This is a genomic window from Pseudomonas sp. CFII64, assembly GCF_000416235.1.
Lineage (GTDB): Bacteria > Pseudomonadota > Gammaproteobacteria > Pseudomonadales > Pseudomonadaceae > Aquipseudomonas.
This window is the reverse complement of sequence record NZ_ATLO01000017.1, coordinates 48,971-66,777: the sequence shown is the minus strand read 5'-3', so window position 1 is coordinate 66,777 and position 17,807 is coordinate 48,971. Positions and strand designations below refer to the sequence as shown.

Below are 17,807 nucleotides of genomic sequence, written 5' to 3'. Positions count from 1 at the left end.
TACGCGGTGGATCTGGTCCACCGCGCCGCTTGATTCGCGGGCAAGCCTCCAACAGATCCGATAGTTTTTCGGATCAGCGCTTGTCGTCGCCAAACTCCACGTGCTTTTCGTAATCCAGGCGGTTGCTTGACGAGCCATTTTTCTGCGGTGTCTCGTCGAAGTGCTGCCATTCCGCGCTCTGGAAACGGAACAGGCTGTCATCGGCGGGCGCCTCACGCTCGCCGTACTCGTGAATCGAATAGTGGGCGTATTCGACCTTGTCGGCCCAGTCCGATTGCAGAAGCCCGTCGGCAGCCAGATCGCGATACCAGTCGTTTTCCTTCTCGCTGGCCTTCTGTTTCTTGTTGTGATCAACGAAATACCCAATGATCCCGCCGATCACCGCCAGCACCACGCCGACCAGGAAGAACGGCCCGGTCAGCGCTGCCGCCGAACCTGCGCCGACCAGCGCCGCCGCGCCCAGGACGCCCGCCGAGGCGCCGAATGCACCAGCAGCAATTTGCAGCCCGCCCGCCGCCTTGGCCAGCGGGTCACCGGTTTCGATGCCGCTCTTGATGGTGAATGCCCCAAGTACGATGTCGGCAAAACCGCCCACCACGTCGGTGGCCGGACCGACCACTTTTATGACTGAACCGGCAATTTTTGCCGCTTTGCCCGGTGCCAGTTTGGCGGCACCCGAGCCGGTCACGGCGTCGTCGATATGCTGGCTGATGCCGTCCTGCACCGAGTTGACCGAAGCCGTGTCCGACAAATCGCTGGGGTCGAAGCCCGGCGCGTTTTTCAGTGCCTGTTCGATCTTGGTGGTCAGCTCGCCAGGCATTTTCGTCAGGCGATATTCCATCTTGCCTTCCTGAACGCCACCTTTGCCCCAGATTTCCGGCACGGTTTTGTCCAGCCCGAGGAAGTCCACCAGGCCGCCTTTGCCCATCAGGTCGGCGACCGCGTCGCCCATCCTGACGAACTGCCCGGACGCCCCGGCGAAACTCAGGAAATCCTTGGCAATCGCCAAACGTTGCAGCGGAGTTTCCGCCAGTTTGCCGCCGTTGCCGGCCAACTGGTAAATACCCGAGAACAATGAGACACCCGCGCCCATGGAACCCAGCACGCCTTTGGTGTTAAGGGCGCTGAACACTTCGCCCAGCTTGCCGCGCTCGGCGATGGGTACGTAAGGCTTGGCCAGGGCGGTCTTGATGTCGTCCGCCGAAATGGTGCCATTGGTTTTGTAGACATCCCCCAGTTCCTTGAGGGCCTTGGTCACCGCCGTGGAGTTTTCCTTGCCTTGCAGGCCTTCTTCGAGGAATTTCTCGATGGTTTCCTGAGTGCGACGCGGCAGGTCGAGCAATTCGCCCTTGAGCACGCTTTTCAGCAGGCCGAACATGTCCTTGGTCGCCAGCTCGCTGTTTTCTTCGGAGATCTTGCTGGGATCGGCGATCAGGTCGTTGAGATCGCTGGTCAGTCCGTCGGCCTGGATCGACTGCGCAGCTTTGGTGGCGGCGGCGGGGTCGAACAGCGACAGCGAAGTCAGGGTGTCGCTCAGGTCCTGTTGCGCTTCATGGGCCTTGCCTTGCTTCTGCAAATCCTTGAGGTAGGCGATGTATTCCGGGTTGGCGGTGAGGTCGAGCAACTTCTGCTTGATCTCATCCTTGTTGGGCAGACGGTTGATGGCGCCGTCCATCTTGCCCTTGTAGTCGGCCTGCACCGTGGGATCGGTAAACAGCGTGCTGATCTGATCCTTCAGGGCGCCGCCGTCGATGATGTCGTGCATGTCGGCTGACGACAGCTCGGTCTGCTTGTCATCGAACACCCGCCAGGTGCCGCCGAACGCGCCCTGATCTTCTTCATAACCGGTCAGTCCGCGACCGTTCTGGTAAGCGGCCTGGGCTTCGAGGGCGCGGACCAGTTTGGCGCGTGGGTCATCTTTGGGGATATCGCCGTTCTTCACGCCTTCGCGGTAGGTGTCCAGCAACTCTTTGGTGGCCAGCTCGCTGACGGTCAATTCCGGAGACTTGTCGTCATCGGGGTCGGCTTTCACGCCGGTCTTCAGATTGAGCACGTCCAGCTCGTCCTGCGGCGGCAGATTGGAGCCGCTGCGGGTGCTGTCGACTTCACCGGCGGTGAAGGCCTCCCACTTGGCGACTACATCATCGTAGAGCTGCGGGTTGAGTTCCTTGGAGACGATCACTTTGCCTTCGCTGGTTTCATAGCGAATCAGGCCATCGCCCAGTTCGTCCGGCGAGCCGAAGGTGATGTCGACGTTCTTGAGGAAATCACTGCCCCCGGCGAGCTTGTAGCCTTCGGCTTCGCTGGTGTGGATCTTTGCCCAGGTTTCGTTGGCGGTGGTCGCGCTCTTGAACAGCTCGGGGGTGAGGTCTTTGGAAACCACGACTTTGGTGCCGTCGTGCAATTCGTAAGTCAGGGTTTCGCCTTCCTGGCCTACGGTCCAGTTGAAGTGCTTGTAGTCGTTGAGTTCGGGTACCGATGTGCCTTGATCAGCCAGGGTCGCGCCGCCGGAAACCGCTTTATTGATATCGCCGGACTTGGCCGGATCGTTGATCACGCCTTGCAGCGCCGCCAGGTAGTCGAACAGCTTGGGGTTGTCATCACGGGCGACGATGACTTTTTGGTCGCCGTGGTTGTAGCGGATCAACCCGGGGCCGACTTCATCGACCGTGCCGACAGCGGTGCCGCTGTAGGGCGGCCAGACTTCGTTATCCGTAGCTCGGCGATAGCCGCCGGTTTCGCTTTCGCGCAACCCGCCCATGGTGGCGTAGGCATCGTTGGCCTGTTTGAACACGGTCGGATTTTCCCGTTCCGAGACCACGTACTTCTTGCCGTCCTGAGTGACATAACGCACCACGCCAGGCCCGACTTCTTCGGCAGGCCCGATGATCTGGAAATCGCCGAATTTTTCGGGGCCGTCCTGATCGGGCGCCACGCGCTGATAGCCTTCGGCTTCGCTGGCATGGATACCGGTCAAGGCCTTGAAGTCGGCGCTAACCTGCTTGAACAGCTCCGGATTATCCTGCTCGGCGACGATCACGCTTTTGCCGTCCGCAGTGGTGTAGCGAATCAGGCCCGGGCCTTTTTCGTCCGCAGGGCCGATGAAACCATAATCCCCCAGCGTGGCCGGCGCTGCGGTGTCTTTATCGGCCAGCGAGTAACCCTCGGCCTGGCTTTGCTTGATCGATTGCAGGGCCGGGCGATCTTCCACCACCTGTTTATAGAGCTTGGGGTTCGACGACTTGCTGACCAACACCTGCTCGCCGCCCTGGGTGACGAAACGCACCGTGTCTGCCGCCACCGTGCCCGGCTCTTCAATGGACTGATAGTCCTTGAGCGCTGGAGCTTTTTCATCGGGCGTCGCCGGACGATAGGAATCGGCATTCTTGACGCTGCTCTTGAGCACTGAAGTGAACAAGGTTTTTGGCGGTGTTCCCCGTGTCAGCGGTTTGGCATCGGGCGTGTTAGTCAGGGGGCGAGTCGACATATGTTTTAACTCCTGTTTTAACCGGTCAGCCTGACAGTGCGGTACGGGCTGATTGAAAGGAAGTATCGATCCAGCGGGTATGAATGGGCAGTTATTAATAGTCAGTTATCAAGTAGTGCATTGCTCAGTGCATGATCCAGGTCGATCAAAGACCAAGTAGCAGATACTTGAAGTGTGATGCAGTGCGCATCTGATCAAGCCGCCTCAAATGAATTACAGGCTGCGGCGGTGCAGAGGCATGCAGCGTCTGAATACGCTGGGACACTATCAGAGCCCAATGAATATAGGCGGTTCACGGTCTTTGTTTCACAACATTTCACAACCGCGCATGCCGCTTCACACCGATTTCGCAGCATTTGCCCTTTGCGCTGATAGGTGTGAAACCCTTGCAGGGCAGGTTGTTACGCACATGACAATGAATATAAATAAAGTTCACTTTTTGCCGGTAAAAACTTCCGACACTAATGTTTACTAGGTTGAAGTCAGTGAAGGCTAAATGATATCGCGTTATATTTTTAATGGCTTTTACTGCAGCAAACCTTTCACAAGTTTTCACAGCGTCGAGTTATTTCATCTGCGTACTATCAATGGGTGCAAGGCAGTCCGGGTTCCGGGTAATGAACAAGTTGCCTGGCACTATCAGGATTGACTGTTGCGCATGCTCTATCAGTTTGCCGCATAGCGGCTGAAGACATCCCCATCCATGCAAGGAGATCCAAAATGAGTGAAGTCCCTCCAGCAAGCTCCGGCGGCGGCGCAGATGCAGCTATCGCAAAGATGGAAGCTACTTTCGATATGGCTATCGAGAAGTCGGCAAAGATTACCGAGCTGACCACAGCCAAGAAAGCTGAGCTCGATGCGACCAAGCAACGGCCTCAGAACTGACGTCGTCATGCGGGCAGCGCCAACGCTGTCCGCATGTCTGCCTGTTGTAATCGCTTCGCTTCGATCGACCGTTTTTGCTCGGCGTCCTTCGCGCCACCGGCTGCGCATCCCACACGGGTAACTCGATCATGACAGCCCTCGTTTCCTTGCTCTCCATGCCCGGCTCTGAACCCGGTTCAGCGGCCCAGGGTAAAAGCACTCCGGTGCTCAGCATCACCCACGGTCTGCACCAGGGGGTTTGCCTTGCCCTGGACAAGTCCGTCTACATTATTGGCAGTGCCGCCAGCGCTGATTTGTTGCTCAGCGACAGCGGCATTGCCGAACGCCATATGGCCCTGCGTTTTGCCAATGGCCAGGTGGCCGTCGAAGCGCTTGGCGCCGACGTCAGCGTGTTCAGTCAGGATGCCCGGGAAATCAGAATTCCCGCAGGCAGAGGGCATCGTGCGCGTCTGCCGCTGGACATCCGCCTGGGCAGCGCGCGCCTGACTTTGACCAGCGACAGCGACCCGCTTGGCAAACCACCGGCGGATCAGGTTGCGCCCATCTGGCAGCGCAAGCCGCGATGGATCGTCGCGCTGGTGCTGATGTTTTTGTGTGTCGGTGCGTTCGCCTTTCGCGGTGAGCCGCTGCCGGCCCTGGCGTTACCCGCACCTGTCGCAACGCCCATCGTCGATGAGCGTGCGCAGACTGTCGGGCAGGCGCGTCTCTGGCTTGAGGCGCAATTGCGTGCCGCGAATCTGGACCGGATCAAGGTCAACGAGATCGATGGTCAGCTGAATGTCGCAGGCAGTTTCGACCCCGCTCAGAAGGCCCGGTGGACTCAGGTGCAGCAAGCCTTCGACGGGCGTTTCGGCCAGCAGGTCGTGTTGCATCCCGGCGTGGTAGCGGGCGCTGAAGTTGCCAAGCCGCGTGTGCGTCTTCAGGCGGTGTGGTTCGGCCCCAATCCCTACGTGATCAACGACAGCGGCAAGCGCCTGTATCCCGGTGCTGCGCTGGCGGATAACTGGACGCTGCAAAGCATCGAAAACAATCAGGTGATTCTCGCCCGTGGTGAAGAGAGGTTCACCTTCACCCTATGAGAATCGACCCGCGCCCACTGCTGCCCACCACGACTGACAAAGCCCCGCCGGTTGAAGGCGTTCGGCCGATCAGCCCCCGGCAAGGCGCGCGTTTCGATGCGCTGCTGAGCAAGCGCGAGATCCTCGCCCGACGTTCATTACGCGGCGAAGTGGCGCAATCGGGCGTGACCGGCGCGGTCAATCCTGAGTTGTTCGGCAGCGCCCGCTCCCTGGAAATTCTCGATTACGTCTTGCACACCGTGCTGCCGGCGCTGGACGCCGAGCCGGAAATCAAAACCCTGGCCCACGAGCTGATCCGCGAAGAAATCTACTTGCGTCGCACCCTCGAACAGCAGCGCGCAGAGGTGCAGGAATGAGCGTTCGCGACGAACAGGACTGCGTTGAACTGCTCAAGGGCATGGGCGAACTGTATCGACGTGGCGGCCAGTCACAGCGGGCGCTGGTCATGTTGCTGATTGCCGTGCAGCTGGCGCCAACCGATCCGGCGCTGTTGCGCAATCTGGTGATGGCATTTACCGACAGCGGCCAGGCGGATCGCGCGTTGGCGGCGCTGGATCGTCTGGTGGACCACGAAGGTGAGTCGCCGCCGCTGCTGCTGTTGCGCAGTCGCGCCTTGTGGAGCGGCGCGCGCAAGGACGAAGCGCGGCAGTGTTTCAAACGCTACCTCACCGCCCGGAGAGCCGCGCAATGATGGTCATGAACAAGCTCAACGCCCTGGCGCGTATTGCCGCGCAACGCAGTGACGTGATCATCGTGGCGTTCATGCTGATGGCCATCGTGATGATGATCATTCCGCTGCCGACCTGGCTGGTGGACATGCTCATCGGCCTGAACATCGCCCTGAGCATCCTGATTCTGATTGTCGCTTTCTATATTTCCCATTCGGTGGAATTCTCGGCACTGCCGCCGTTGATTCTGCTCAGCACGCTGTTTCGCCTGTCGCTGTCGATCACCACCACACGTTTGATCCTGCTGGACGGCAATGCCGGGCACATCGTCAAGGCGTTCGGTGATTTTGTGATTGCCGGGCAAGTGGTGGTCGGGCTGGTGGTGTTTCTGATCATTACCGTGGCGCAGTTCGTGGTGATCACCAAAGGTGCTGAACGCGTCGCGGAAGTTGCCGCGCGTTTCACCCTGGACGCCATGCCCGGCAAGCAGATGAGCATCGATAACGACTTGCGCAACGGCGACATCGACCAGCCCGAAGCGCGCCGTCGCCGCTCGCGTCTGGAGCGCGAAAGCCAGATGTTCGGCGCGATGGATGGCGCCATGAAGTTCGTCAAAGGCGATGCCATCGCCGGGCTGGTGATCCTCTCGGTGAACCTGTTGGGCGGGATCATGATCGGCATGGTGGAGCGCGACATGGCCTTTGGCGATGCGGTCCATACCTATTCGCTGCTGACCGTTGGCGACGGCCTGATTGCGCAGATTCCGGCGCTGCTGATTTCCGTTGCGGCGGGCACTGTGGTGACGCGGGTCAACAGTGATGACGCGCAAAGCGATCTGGGTACGGAAATCCTCCGCCAACTGGGCGCCAGTCATCGGGCTTTGGCCTTGACCGCGCTGATCATGCTCGGCGTTGCATTGTTGCCGGGTTTTCCCTGGCCGGTGTTCCTGGTGCTGGCTGGCGTGTTCGGCGGGGCGGCGTTCGTGATATTCCGTCGTGAACGCCTGGCAAACACGCCGGCCGCTGAGGAGCTGGTGGAGTTGCCGACGCAGGAACAGGAACCGGTTGAACAAGCCGAGACCTTCGCCAAACCTTTGGACAGCCGCATTCTGCTGAGCATTGGCTCGGGTTTGGCGCAGGCCGCGCCGGAGTTGCCGTTGCGCCAGCGGGTCGAGTCGTTGTGCCACGAAATTCGCGGTGATCTGGGCATCGAAGTACCGGTGCCGGATATCTACGTCGACCGCGCCATGGCCGCCAATCGCTTTGCGATCGAGCTGGAAGGTGTGCCGGTCAGCGAAGGTGAATTGCCCGCCGATTGCTTGCTGCTCAAGGACGATCCGGTGCACGCGAACCTGCTGGAAATCCCGGCGCTGGAAGCTGATTCGCCGCTGAGTCGGCATACCGCGCAATGGATCGAACTGCAGCATCAGGACAGCCTGCAGGAAGCGGGCGTCGGTTTCCTGTTTGCCGATGAAGTGCTGCGCGCCGTGGTCGATCGCACCTTGCGGCGTTACGCCGCCGACTTTCTCGGCATTCAGGAAACCCGGGCGATTCTTGAACGCATGGAGACCACTTACGGCGAACTGGTCAAGGAAGTGCTGCGCATCGTGCCGTTGCAGCGCGTCGCCGAAGCCCTGCGTTATCTGATTGCCGAAGGCGTGTCGATCCGCAATCAGCGGGCGCTGCTGGAGTGCATGGTCGAGTGGGGCAGTCGCGAGCCGGATGCCGCGCGGCTGGCTGAGCATTTACGCGCTTGTCTGGCGCGGCAGATCAGCCATCAATTCGCTGATCGCAACCGGGTTATCAGCGCTTTCGTGCTGGCCCCTGCGCTGGAAGAACAGCTGCGCTCCGGCCTGCGTCGCCAGGAAAACAATCGCGACGCCATTCCCGAACAGATCAGCCGCACCCTGGTCACGCAATTGCGTCAGGTGTGCGAACGCTTGCCCGACGATGATCGCACGGTGTTGCTGGTGCACCCGGAATTGCGCCGTGGCATGCGTCGGCTGGTGGTGCGCGGCGAACTGGAACTGTCGGTGCTGTCGTTCCGTGAACTGGCGGGTGAATACAACTTGCAGGCGGTGGGCACCATCAGCCTGACGGACATCTCCAATCGCCGCACTCCCAGCGGCGCCCCGATTCCCTCCATGGCGAATGCCTCATGACGTGTTTCCCCCTGTTTCGCACACCTGCCTTTGCCGGGTTCTGGATGGCTGCCGTCTGCGCGTTGCTGCTGCCTTTACTGGCCGAGGCGCAGAACATCGCCAAAGGCAGCACCGGCACTATCGATCTGGCCCCCGGTGAAGGTCGTATTCTGCACTTTAAAGCGCCGGTGGATTCGGTGCTGGTCGCCGAGCCGGGCATTGCCGATCTGCAAGTGGTGTCGCCGGGGGTGATCTACGTGTTCGGCAAGTCCGCCGGGCAGACCAGCCTGATTGCCTTGAGCCCTGAAGGCGAAGAACTCGCCACGTTGAATCTGTCGGTGAACAGCAGCACGCAGGCGGTGAGTCGTCCGCTGCGGGATTTGCATCCCGACAGCGCGGCGCAGATAACCGGCGCAGGCAATCGAGTGGTGGCCAAGGGCGCGGTCAAGAGCGTCGGCGAAGCCACTGACCTGAACGCTTTGCTCAGCAGCGAAGGGCAGGAATTCAAGACTTCGCTCAACAGTGCGTCCTATGGCGGCTCGGCGCAGGTCAATATTCGCGTGCGTTTTGCCGAAGTGTCGCGCTCGGAATTGCTGCGTTACGGGGTGAACTGGAATGCGCTGTTCAACAACGGCACGTTCTCGTTCGGATTGTTGACCGGTGGCGCGCTGGCCGCCGACGCTGCGACCGGCGCATCCAACGTGGTCAGCGCCGGGCTTGCCTCGGGCAACGTCAATATCGACGCAATGCTCGAAGCCCTGCAAAGCAACGGCATTCTGGAAATCCTCGCTGAACCTAATATCACCGCCATGACCGGCCAGACCGCGAGCTTCCTGGCCGGTGGCGAAGTCGCCGTGCCGGTGCCGGTCAATCGCGATCTGGTGGGCATCGAATACAAGCAATACGGCGTGTCGCTGCTGTTCAGCCCGACCGTGCTGCCCAACGACCGTATCGCCCTGCAAGTGCGCCCGGAAGTCAGCAGCCTGATGGGCTCCAGCACCGTCAACGTCAACGGTTATCAAGTGCCGTCGTTCCGGGTACGCCGCGCCGATACGCGGGTGGAAGTCGGCAGCGGCCAGACCTTCGCCATCGCCGGGCTGTTCCAGCGTGAAAGCAGTCAGGACGTGGAGAAAGTGCCGATGCTTGGCGACATGCCGATCCTCGGCAATCTGTTCCGCTCCAAGCGCTTCCAGCGCAACGAAACCGAACTGGTGATTCTGATCACGCCGTATCTGGTCCAGCCGGTGCGCGCCCGCACTCTGGCGACGCCGCTGGATACCAGGCCCGCAAGCGCAACCACGGCTTCGGCCGGTCCGCGCAGCGGTGGCGTGTTTGGCTTCTACATGAATTGATCAAGGAGCGACCATGAACAGTGCAACGTCATCGCTGCCCCTGAATTCGCTGTTGCTGGCCGGGCTGCTGCTCGCGCTGTTGGCTGGCTGCAAGACCCATCTGGAGCCCGCGAGTTACTCGCCGGATTACCAGGCGATCACTCGCGCCGATGGTCGTGTGGAATTGATTCCCGTGGAATGCCTCAAGCCTTCGGCCGAAGACCAGTTTGATACCGATGAGGATTTCGTGCCGTTGCTGGCACCGGGCTGCGCGAACAATCTCACGCTGTTGCAGATGGTCGAGCAGCGTTCGGACTTGATGCAAGGGCGCCCGAGCGGCCCGACCATGGCCGCGCCGGTGGGCCGTGCGGCTCAGGTTTACATCGATGGTTACGACCGCGAAGAGCTGCGTCGGCGTCAGTCCGAACAACAAGCCAAGACTGACAGCCAGGAGGTGCGATGAACCGCAGGTTATCAGTGGGAATCCACCAGCCCCAGTTCGCGGGCCTGAGTCACCGGGTCCTTGATGGCTTTGATGCGACGTGCCTCGGTGAGCAGTTTCTTGCGCTCAGTCGCAGGAATGTCTTCCAGGCTCAACGCCTTGAGGTCTTTTTCGCGACCCGCCAGCACCGTGATCAACAGCTCGTTGCGCTGGTGGCGGGGCAGGGCGCGGGGCGATTCACTTACGGCATGAATGCTGTCCAGCGCCAGCTCCGGCTTGTCGCCCAAGGCGTAGGCCAGCGCCAGATTGCAGCGCGTGTCGAGATCGTTGGGTGCCAGCGCCAGACTCTTGCTGAACGCGGCCTGAGCCGCATCAGCGTCGCCGCGCAGGATCTGCGCGATACCCAGACGATTGAGGGCTTCGGGCTGACTGGTACCGGCAACGGCGCTGGCCTGAGTCAAGGCGGTCACTGCGCGGTCGAGTTTGCCCAGGTGCACTTGCGTAGTGCCCAGGCCCAGCAGTGCATCAGCGCTGTCGGGCTTGAGTTCCAGCGCTTGCTGATAGGCGCGTTCGGCACCACGGGCATCGCTGCTGGCCAGACGTGTTTCACCCAGTTTCAGCCAGGCCGCGAGTTGCGCGTCGGGTTGCTGAGTGGCTTTTTCGTAGAGCGCTGCGGCAGTGGTGGTGTCGCCGCGTTTTTCCAGGTCGCTGGCCAGCCGCATGAAGCGGTCGTAGCTGCCATCGGTTTTCGGTTGAGTCGTGCAGGACGCCAGCGCGACGCTGGCCAGCAACAACAACGTAGAGGCAAAACGCTTGGGCATAAACAAGGCTCTCTGGGCGAGGACGGCAGGGCTGCCCGACGGGAACGTCATTTTATCGACTTGACCGTCAATAGCGACCGTTATGTGCGTAAAGCTGCCCGGCCGGTCATTGTCCCGATGCAGGCGCAGGGAGCTCGCGACTATGCGTAAGCCAAGCCTGATTGTGATGGTGTTGATTGGCGTTCTGCTGTCCTCATCTTTGCAGGCCCAGACCGAAGATGACGGCGAAAATCCGAGCTGGTTCGCCACTCCCTATGCCTACGTATTGGTCGAGCAGGACGTGCGTGCCGCGCTGGAAGAGTTCGGCCATAACCTGGGCCTGATCGTGGTGCTCTCGGACAAGGTGCGTGGCCAGTCTCGGAGCAACGTGCGCGGCGAATCCGCAGGCGATTTCCTCACCCTGCTCTGCGATTCCAACGGCCTGAGCTGGTACTTCGACGGCAACATTCTGTATCTCACCACCGATGCGGAAACCGGCACCCGGCTGTTCAAGGCCAAGGGCCAGAACCTCGAACAATTGCAGGATTACCTGGCCAGCCTCGACGTCTACGGCAAGCAGATGTCGGTGCGTCCCGGTCCGGATGGCGAGGAACTGTTTGTCTCCGGCCCGCCGGCCTATCTGGCGATGGTCGCGCAACATGTGGATCACCAACAGCCACCGGTCGCCGCGCAAGCAGTACGTGAGCGCGGCGTGCGGGTGTTTCGTGGCGGTGTCGTCACCGAAGTCAGTAACTAACCACACATTACTCAACCCCTGGAGAACTACCCATGTCAGTCAGCCCAATTGATAGCACCACCAGCGCCAGCGCCAATCCGGAAGCGCAGTTCAATGCTGCTGTGGATAACTCCAAGAGCGAGCTCAGCGATGACGAACTCACCGAAGCCTTGGTGACCCAGGCCGTCACCATCGGCGGGCAGTTCATCATCATGCCTCGCGCCCAGGAAATGCTGAACGAAGCCCAGTCGTCCGAAGACGACGAATAAAAGGTTCACGCCATGACTGCAAGTCTCGCAGCGACAGCCACGGCGGCATTGCCGCCGTCAGGAGGACCGGGAGGCGTACAGGCTTCCCAGAACCTCTTCGAACACATGGCCGGCAATGCCAAGGGCATGCCGGAAGGCGCCAGTCCCCATCAGATTGGCGACGGCCTGATGGAGCGGCTCAACGGCTTCATTGACCGTTCTCGGAGTTTTTCCGAGCGCGCCGATGTGCTGACCAACGGACCGACACCGGGCGCTGCGCCGCCTGCGGCCAGCGCGCAACCTCCCGCCGCACCGCAGGCCGCCTCAGCGAACGGCACCAGCTCCGGCCAGCCGCCGAAGAAAGTCGGCGAGCAACAGGTCGATCAGATCGTCCACTCGCTGGGCAAGATGTTCGACTACTCCATCGAAACCCAGATGGTGGTACGCGGCGCGACGCAGATATCCGGCTCCGCCAACACGTTACTCAAAGGTCAATAAACCTATGTCCAGCCGCTGTCGTGCCGTGCGCCTGATGATCGTCGTTGCCTTCGCCGGACTGTTGCAGGCCTGTGATATCGATCTGTACACCAACCTCGGCGAGCGCGAGGCCAACGCCATGGTTGCGGTCCTGCTGCGCGACGGGATTCCGGCTTCGCGCAAGGTGCAGGACAACGGCCAGCTCACGGTGGTGGTGGACGAAAAACGTTTCGCCGAAGCCATGGCACGGCTTGACGATGCCGGATTGCCGGGACAATCGTTCTCCAATATGGGCGCGGTCTTCAAGGGTAACGGTCTGGTGTCGTCGCCGGTGCAGGAGCGCGCGCAAATGGTCTATGCCTTGAGCGAAGAACTGTCCAACAGCGTCTCGCAGATCGACGGCATCATCGCCGCGCGGGTGCATGTGGTGTTGCCGGACAACGACTTGCTCAAGCGGGTTATTTCCCCGTCTTCGGCGTCGGTGCTGGTGCGCTATGACCCCGGCACCGACATCAATCAATTGATCCCGCAAATCAAGACCCTGGTGGCCAACGGCATTTCCGGCTTGAGCTACGAGGGCGTTTCCGTCACCGCGATCAAGGCCGCCGTCGCCCGCAACGGCGTCAATGCCCAGCCGCGCCTGGCCAGTTTCATGGGCCTGTGGATGCTCGAAGACAACGTGCCCCGCGCGCGCTTGATGTTCGGTGCTCTGCTGCTGATCGGCCTGGCGCTGGCCGGCGTTCTCGGCTGGCAACACTGGCAACGTCGTCGCTCGCAAGCCCTGTATGTGGTGGAGGATGTTGCATGAGTGACGTCGCTACCAGGCAGCAGGAACAGTGGCGCGAGTTGCTGGAGCAGCCGCTGAAGTTTGTTCGCGCCGAGCATCTGGCCGGGTGTTTTCCCGAGGCTTTGAGCGCCGGGCAACTGGTGGCTTTTCGTGATGCGCCACGTTTTCAGGAGCGCTCGTTGCGGCTATTGATGAGCCGCTTCAATTTGCAACCGCTGGCTGCCGCACCAGCTCCGGATGCACCGGATTTGCCCGTGTTGCTGCTGACGCCCGACAGCTTCAGACGCTTGCCGCGCCTGTGCGGCGCAATCTGGCATGGCGCGACCCTCAGCCGCGAGATTCGCAGCGATGTGGTCAGCCAGGTGCGCCAGTTGCTGGGCAACGATGTGTTCAGCCTTGCTCTCGCCAATCGCCCGCTGGCCGGTGCTGCGGATTTGCTGCGCCAGCCCGCCGAGTTGCTGCAAGCCATCGACCGCGACGGCGCAGCCTGCATCTCGGCCTGGTTGCACGCCCAATCGCCAGCGCTGCGCGGCTGGTTGCGCTTGCGCTTCGACGACCCGGCTATGCAGGACGGCCAGGATGGCAACGGATCGCTGGATGTGAAAATTATCCGCAGGGCGGCCGCCACCCTTGCTGAACCTGTCGAGGAGCTTGCCTGATGAGCGACCTCCCAAGCCGTCCCGCCGCGCGGATTTTGCGCGCCGCACACGCCGAACAATGGATCGACGGTTACGCCTTCCTGCAGGCGGCACGGGATCAGGCGCAAGCGATCAAGACCGAAAGTGCTCAGTGGCTCGAACAGGCCCGTGCCGAAGGCTTTGCAAGCGCCCGTCAGCAAGGTGCCGAAGAGGTCAGCGTATTGCTCAGCGATACCTCACAGCGCGTCGATGCCTGGCTGGCGGGGCTGGAAACTTCGCTGGCCGATCTGGCGCTGGGCATCGTGCGCGAAGTGCTTGATGACATGGACGATGCCGAACGTGTGCTGCGCTGCACGCGCAAGGCACTGACCGCGTTTCGTCAGGATCAGGCGCTGACCTTATTTGTGCCGCGTCTGGAAGCCGATGCGCTGCGGCGACGCTTGAAAGTCGAGGGCGATAACCTGTCGGGCATCGCGGTGGAAACCGATGATCAATTGCTGCCGGGGCAAGCGCGGTTGAGCAGTCCCGTGGGTTCGGTGGAGCTGGGACTCGATGTTCAGCTGCAAACCTTGCGCCGCAGCCTGCTGCCGTTTGCCGATGAGGCGCTGCCATGAGCATCGTCCTCGACGACATCATGCCGCGTCTGGCCGAGCGCTTCAGTCAGGCGCGCTTGCGGCCGATGAAAGGCACCATCCGCAGCATTCGTGGCGTGCTGCTGCGCGCCAGTGTTGCCGGAGTGCGGATTGGTGAACTGTGCCAACTGCGCGACCCGAGCAGCGGTCGCAGCCTTGCCGCTGAAGTCATCGGTTTCGATGAAGACGAAGCGATCCTGTCACCTATCGGTTCCATGGAAGGCTTGTCGACCCGCACGGAAATCACTGCAACAGGCGAAACCCTCGGCGTCAGCGTCGGCGATGCGCAACTGGGGCGGGTCATCAGCCCCATGGGCGATTACCTGGACGGCGATGGCGTGCCGCCGATTGGCGTGTTGCAACGGTATCCCCTGCATGCCGAGCCGCCAGCCCCATTCAGCCGCCAGTTGATCGTCAATCCCATGGCCCTCGGCGTGCGTTCCATCGACGGCCTGCTGACCCTTGCCCAAGGGCAGCGCATGGGCATTTTTGGCGAGCCGGGTGTCGGCAAATCCTCATTGTTGGCGAGCATCGTGCGCAACACCGATGCCGACGTGATCGTCATTGGCCTGATCGGCGAGCGCGGCCGGGAAGTGCGCGAATTGCTCGACGTGCAACTCGACGCCGCAGCGCGGGCGCGGACCGTCGCGGTGGTCGCAACCTCGGATCGGCCCGCCGCCGAACGGGTGCGCGCGGCGTTCGTTGCCACGGCACTGGCTGAATATCATCGCGATCAGGGCCGCAACGTGTTGTTGCTGATGGACAGCCTTACCCGCTTTGCCCGTGCCCAACGGGAAATTGGCCTGGCGGTGGGAGAACCGCCGACCCGGCGCGGTTATCCGCCTTCGTTTTTTTCCGCCTTGCCGCGCCTGCTGGAGCGCGCCGGTCCCGGCCCCACCGGCAGCATCACCGCGCTGTACACCGTGCTGACCGAAGGCGACGCGTCCATGGACCCGGTGGCCGAAGAGGCGCGATCGATTCTTGACGGTCATATCGTGCTCAGCGCCGAACTTGCCCAACGCAACTATTTCCCGGCCGTCGATGTGTTGCGCAGTCGCAGCCGCTTGATGGATCAGGTCTCCAGCGAAGAGCAACGGCGCCTGGCCATGCGTATTCGCGAGTTGATGGCCCGGCGTAATGAAATCGAAATGCTCATCCGCGTCGGTGAATATGCGCCCGGCAGCGATCCGTTGGCGGACGAAGCCATCGCCCGGCATGACGCCATCGAGGCGTTCATGCGCCAGGGCGCCAGTGAGCCAAGCAGCCCCGCTGAAACCTTGAAACACATGCGCAAGGTGCTGGCATGAAAACTCTGGAGGCGCAATGAAAACCAATGATTTACGCAGCCTGCAAGTCCTGCGGCAATTGCGCGAGCAACGTGCTTCCAGCCAGTTGGCCGCCCAGCAGCAACGCTGTCGCGAAACCAGCGATGCGTTGGACGACGCCAAGGAAAAATTACGTTTGCACCGCGCAGCCGTCGCCCGTGAAGCAGAGAAGGTCTACGGCTTGTTTAGCGAAGGTTTGTCGATCAATGCCTGGCATGCCGCGCAGGCGCAGCTTGATGAATGGGCGGACGGTCAGCAGCAACTGGAAGGTAGCGTCGAACAGGTGGCTCAAACGCTCGATGAGCAGGAGCGCGAGCGGGAAGTGTTCCGCGTGGCGCGCATGGCTCGGCAGCGTCAGTCCGAGGCTTGCCAGTCGTTGCTGGAGGTGCGCGTGCAGGATGAACGCCGCGCCGGTGAACATCGCGAAGAGGCCGATGAGATCCCCCGAGCATCGCCCGCAGGTGCGCCATGACCTGTCGCGAGAACGAGCCGGAGCTGGCCTGGCTGGAGTGGCACGATCCGCACCTGCTGGCGCTGCATAACCGCCTGCAGCGTCGACGCGAAACGTCGCAGCTGGAATGCGCCGGGCATGCATTTGGCGTGCAATGGGCGAGCGCTGTGCAGCCGCTGGAAACCGGCATCGAGATTGCCCTGCAAGTGGGCGAAAACAGGCTGCGATTGAATTTGCCGGTGCAAGTCTGGCAAGCACTGAGTCTGCCGGATTGCGTAATGATCGACCCGCAAAGCCTGGCCTGTTCGATGCTGCTGGAGTGGGCATTGTTGCCCTTGATCGAGCGTGTCGAGCAGCTGGCAGAGTTGCCGGTCTCGGTGATCGAACCCGCTGGCTTCATCACTCAGCCGTTGACGCTGAACACGACCCTGGCCGTACAGATCGGCCAGGCACAGCCAGTGGGATTGTCGCTGCACATGAGTCAGGCAAGCGCGGAACTGGTCGCCGATTTGCTCGACCGACATGCCACCCCGGCGAGTGCAGAACCGCCGCTGTTGCATCTGCCGCTGGCGGTTGAGCGCGGCGAGGCCTGGCTGAACATCAGCGAGCTGCGCAGCCTGAATCCGGGCGATGTGGTCATGCTGGAACAGTGGCCGGAAGGCCAGCTGCGGCTGGTTCTTGACGCGCATCTGCAAGCCCGGGCTGAACTGGATGGCAACACCCTGAAGCTGCTGGAACAACCCATTGCCATGAACTCAATGAAGGAACATCCCATGACTGCAACCGCTGAAGGGCAAGGCCTGGATTCGACCCTGGACGAGCTACCACTGAAACTGGTGTGTCAGGTCGGCAGTGTCGAGATGTCGCTGGCGCAGTTGCGCGAGTTGGGCGCGGGCAGCCTGGTGCAGTTGACGCCGCAGTTGCATGACGGCGTGGACCTGATGGTCAATGGTCGGCGCATCGGCCAGGGGCAACTGGTGAAAATCGGCGACGGGCTGGGCGTGCGTCTGCTGAGCTTCGCCACTGTATGAATGGCTATCAGCCAAACCTGATTGAAATCATTCTGGTTGTCGCCACCATCGGCCTGATCCCGCTGGCCGTGGTGACCATGACCGGTTTCATGAAAATTTCCGTGGTGCTGTTCCTGATTCGCAATGCCCTGGGCGTGCAGCAGACGCCGCCGAATCTGGTGCTGTACGGCATCGCGCTGATCCTCTCGGTGTACGTGACCACGCCGCTGATGGGTGACATGTACCGGCAGGTGGAAGGGCGCAATCTGAACATGGAGAACGTCGAACAGCTCAAGGAGTTCGGCGAAGCGCTACGGCCGCCGTTACAGGCGCATCTGTCGCGTTTCGCCAATGAAAGCGAGCGAGGATTTTTCGTGCAGGCCACGGAAACCATCTGGTCCCCGGAAGCCCGCGCTGACCTGCGCGACGACGATCTGGTGGTGCTGATCCCGGCATTCGTCAGCTCGGAACTGACCCGCGCCTTCGAAATTGGCTTTCTGTTGTACATCCCGTTTCTGGTGGTGGATCTGTTGGTCGCCAACGTGTTGATGGCCATGGGTATGTCCATGGTTTCGCCGACGCTGATCTCGATACCGCTGAAGATCTTTCTTTTCGTCGCGCTGAGCGGCTGGTCGCGCTTGATGCACGGCCTGATTCTGAGTTACGGGTGA

19 protein-coding genes are annotated in these 17,807 nt (G+C 61.3%); 17 read left to right on the top strand and 2 right to left on the bottom strand.

Going from position 1 to position 17,807, the window contains the following annotated elements; all coding sequences use genetic code 11:
• Nucleotides 1–73: 73 nt before the first annotated feature.
• Nucleotides 74–3,487 (bottom strand): hypothetical protein, encoded by a 3,414-nt coding sequence (locus CFII64_RS09540; RefSeq protein WP_020290578.1) that lies wholly within the window; start codon nucleotides 3,485–3,487, stop codon nucleotides 74–76.
• Between the two features lie 720 nt (nucleotides 3,488–4,207).
• Between CFII64_RS09540 and CFII64_RS30040 the strand changes: the two genes are divergently transcribed.
• The 7 genes from CFII64_RS30040 to CFII64_RS09510 all read left to right on the top strand — a co-directional run bounded on the left by CFII64_RS30040 (nucleotide 4,208) and on the right by CFII64_RS09510 (nucleotide 10,053).
• Nucleotides 4,208–4,372 carry a hypothetical protein gene (locus tag CFII64_RS30040; protein WP_020290577.1) on the top strand — a complete coding sequence of 55 codons (165 nt, stop codon included), beginning with the start codon at nucleotides 4,208–4,210 and terminating at the stop codon, nucleotides 4,370–4,372.
• Between the two features lie 128 nt (nucleotides 4,373–4,500).
• On the top strand, nucleotides 4,501–5,451 hold the full coding sequence (locus CFII64_RS09535) for an FHA domain-containing protein (RefSeq protein WP_020290576.1): 951 nt from the start codon (nucleotides 4,501–4,503) through the stop codon (nucleotides 5,449–5,451).
• Nucleotides 5,448–5,807, top strand: coding sequence for a hypothetical protein (locus tag CFII64_RS09530; protein ID WP_020290575.1), 360 nt, complete (start codon nucleotides 5,448–5,450; stop codon nucleotides 5,805–5,807). Before CFII64_RS09535 ends, CFII64_RS09530 begins: the two co-directional genes overlap by 4 nt.
• Nucleotides 5,804–6,142 carry a tetratricopeptide repeat protein gene (locus CFII64_RS09525; RefSeq protein ID WP_020290574.1) on the top strand — a complete coding sequence of 113 codons (339 nt, stop codon included), beginning with the start codon at nucleotides 5,804–5,806 and terminating at the stop codon, nucleotides 6,140–6,142. Before CFII64_RS09530 ends, CFII64_RS09525 begins: the two co-directional genes overlap by 4 nt.
• The gene (gene sctV, locus CFII64_RS09520) at nucleotides 6,139–8,280 is read left to right on the top strand and encodes a type III secretion system export apparatus subunit SctV (protein ID WP_020290573.1); all 2,142 of its coding nucleotides are present in this window, start codon (nucleotides 6,139–6,141) and stop codon (nucleotides 8,278–8,280) included. The genes CFII64_RS09525 and sctV overlap by 4 nt, the downstream gene beginning before the upstream one ends.
• A gap of 44 nt (nucleotides 8,281–8,324) precedes the next feature.
• Nucleotides 8,325–9,611, top strand: a complete 1,287-nt coding sequence (locus CFII64_RS09515; protein ID WP_044901276.1) for a type II and III secretion system protein family protein — start codon at nucleotides 8,325–8,327, stop codon at nucleotides 9,609–9,611.
• A gap of 13 nt (nucleotides 9,612–9,624) precedes the next feature.
• A complete protein-coding gene (locus CFII64_RS09510; protein WP_020290571.1) occupies nucleotides 9,625–10,053 on the top strand; it encodes a hypothetical protein in 429 nt (142 codons plus the stop codon).
• An 11-nt stretch (nucleotides 10,054–10,064) separates the two neighbouring features.
• Here the strand turns inward: CFII64_RS09510 and CFII64_RS09505 are convergent, their stop codons facing one another.
• Nucleotides 10,065–10,853 (bottom strand): tetratricopeptide repeat protein, encoded by a 789-nt coding sequence (locus tag CFII64_RS09505; protein WP_020290570.1) that lies wholly within the window; start codon nucleotides 10,851–10,853, stop codon nucleotides 10,065–10,067.
• Between the two features lie 142 nt (nucleotides 10,854–10,995).
• Between CFII64_RS09505 and CFII64_RS09500 the strand changes: the two genes are divergently transcribed.
• Genes CFII64_RS09500 through sctR form a run of 10 tightly spaced genes read left to right on the top strand, consistent with a single transcriptional unit; the run spans nucleotide 10,996 to nucleotide 17,807 of the window.
• Entirely contained in the window at nucleotides 10,996–11,589 is a 594-nt protein-coding gene (locus CFII64_RS09500; RefSeq protein ID WP_020290569.1) for a hypothetical protein, read from the top strand.
• 32 nt (nucleotides 11,590–11,621) lie between these two features.
• Nucleotides 11,622–11,837, top strand: a complete 216-nt coding sequence (locus CFII64_RS09495) for a hypothetical protein (RefSeq protein WP_020290568.1) — start codon at nucleotides 11,622–11,624, stop codon at nucleotides 11,835–11,837.
• Between the two features lie 12 nt (nucleotides 11,838–11,849).
• A complete protein-coding gene (locus CFII64_RS09490) occupies nucleotides 11,850–12,314 on the top strand; it encodes a hypothetical protein (RefSeq protein WP_044901269.1) in 465 nt (154 codons plus the stop codon).
• A 4-nt stretch (nucleotides 12,315–12,318) separates the two neighbouring features.
• Entirely contained in the window at nucleotides 12,319–13,101 is a 783-nt protein-coding gene (gene sctJ, locus CFII64_RS09485; protein ID WP_020290566.1) for a type III secretion system inner membrane ring lipoprotein SctJ, read from the top strand.
• Nucleotides 13,098–13,739, top strand: a complete 642-nt coding sequence (locus CFII64_RS09480) for a hypothetical protein (protein ID WP_020290565.1) — start codon at nucleotides 13,098–13,100, stop codon at nucleotides 13,737–13,739. Before sctJ ends, CFII64_RS09480 begins: the two co-directional genes overlap by 4 nt.
• A complete protein-coding gene (locus tag CFII64_RS09475; protein ID WP_020290564.1) occupies nucleotides 13,739–14,332 on the top strand; it encodes a FliH/SctL family protein in 594 nt (197 codons plus the stop codon). The genes CFII64_RS09480 and CFII64_RS09475 overlap by 1 nt, the downstream gene beginning before the upstream one ends.
• Nucleotides 14,329–15,657: a FliI/YscN family ATPase gene (locus CFII64_RS09470; protein ID WP_020290563.1), complete on the top strand. Its 1,329-nt coding sequence runs from the start codon at nucleotides 14,329–14,331 to the stop codon at nucleotides 15,655–15,657. Before CFII64_RS09475 ends, CFII64_RS09470 begins: the two co-directional genes overlap by 4 nt.
• A gap of 16 nt (nucleotides 15,658–15,673) precedes the next feature.
• A complete protein-coding gene (locus CFII64_RS09465) occupies nucleotides 15,674–16,147 on the top strand; it encodes a hypothetical protein (RefSeq protein ID WP_020290562.1) in 474 nt (157 codons plus the stop codon).
• The gene (locus CFII64_RS09460) at nucleotides 16,144–17,157 is read left to right on the top strand and encodes a FliM/FliN family flagellar motor switch protein (RefSeq protein WP_020290561.1); all 1,014 of its coding nucleotides are present in this window, start codon (nucleotides 16,144–16,146) and stop codon (nucleotides 17,155–17,157) included. The genes CFII64_RS09465 and CFII64_RS09460 overlap by 4 nt, the downstream gene beginning before the upstream one ends.
• Nucleotides 17,154–17,807, top strand: coding sequence for a type III secretion system export apparatus subunit SctR (gene sctR, locus CFII64_RS09455; RefSeq protein WP_020290560.1), 654 nt, complete (start codon nucleotides 17,154–17,156; stop codon nucleotides 17,805–17,807). The genes CFII64_RS09460 and sctR overlap by 4 nt, the downstream gene beginning before the upstream one ends.

Bases quoted from the DNA above. Each gene is read 5' to 3' on its own strand.
- CFII64_RS09470 (WP_020290563.1), top strand. From the start codon at position 14,329: ATGAGCATCGTCCTCGACGACATCATGCCGCGTCTGGCCGAGCGCTTC.
- CFII64_RS09510 (WP_020290571.1), top strand. From the start codon at position 9,625: ATGAACAGTGCAACGTCATCGCTGCCCCTGAATTCGCTGTTGCTGGCC.
- CFII64_RS09490 (WP_044901269.1), top strand. From the start codon at position 11,850: ATGACTGCAAGTCTCGCAGCGACAGCCACGGCGGCATTGCCGCCGTCA.
- CFII64_RS09535 (WP_020290576.1), top strand. From the start codon at position 4,501: ATGACAGCCCTCGTTTCCTTGCTCTCCATGCCCGGCTCTGAACCCGGT.
- CFII64_RS09495 (WP_020290568.1), top strand. From the start codon at position 11,622: ATGTCAGTCAGCCCAATTGATAGCACCACCAGCGCCAGCGCCAATCCG.
- CFII64_RS09460 (WP_020290561.1), top strand. From the start codon at position 16,144: ATGACCTGTCGCGAGAACGAGCCGGAGCTGGCCTGGCTGGAGTGGCAC.
- CFII64_RS09480 (WP_020290565.1), top strand. From the start codon at position 13,098: ATGAGTGACGTCGCTACCAGGCAGCAGGAACAGTGGCGCGAGTTGCTG.
- CFII64_RS09505 (WP_020290570.1), bottom strand. From the start codon at position 10,853: ATGCCCAAGCGTTTTGCCTCTACGTTGTTGTTGCTGGCCAGCGTCGCG.
- CFII64_RS09540 (WP_020290578.1), bottom strand. From the start codon at position 3,487: ATGTCGACTCGCCCCCTGACTAACACGCCCGATGCCAAACCGCTGACA.
- sctJ (WP_020290566.1), top strand. From the start codon at position 12,319: ATGTCCAGCCGCTGTCGTGCCGTGCGCCTGATGATCGTCGTTGCCTTC.
- CFII64_RS09530 (WP_020290575.1), top strand. From the start codon at position 5,448: ATGAGAATCGACCCGCGCCCACTGCTGCCCACCACGACTGACAAAGCC.
- sctV (WP_020290573.1), top strand. From the start codon at position 6,139: ATGATGGTCATGAACAAGCTCAACGCCCTGGCGCGTATTGCCGCGCAA.
- CFII64_RS09515 (WP_044901276.1), top strand. From the start codon at position 8,325: ATGGCTGCCGTCTGCGCGTTGCTGCTGCCTTTACTGGCCGAGGCGCAG.
- CFII64_RS30040 (WP_020290577.1), top strand. From the start codon at position 4,208: ATGAGTGAAGTCCCTCCAGCAAGCTCCGGCGGCGGCGCAGATGCAGCT.
- CFII64_RS09500 (WP_020290569.1), top strand. From the start codon at position 10,996: ATGCGTAAGCCAAGCCTGATTGTGATGGTGTTGATTGGCGTTCTGCTG.
- CFII64_RS09465 (WP_020290562.1), top strand. From the start codon at position 15,674: ATGAAAACCAATGATTTACGCAGCCTGCAAGTCCTGCGGCAATTGCGC.
- CFII64_RS09475 (WP_020290564.1), top strand. From the start codon at position 13,739: ATGAGCGACCTCCCAAGCCGTCCCGCCGCGCGGATTTTGCGCGCCGCA.
- sctR (WP_020290560.1), top strand. From the start codon at position 17,154: ATGAATGGCTATCAGCCAAACCTGATTGAAATCATTCTGGTTGTCGCC.
- CFII64_RS09525 (WP_020290574.1), top strand. From the start codon at position 5,804: ATGAGCGTTCGCGACGAACAGGACTGCGTTGAACTGCTCAAGGGCATG.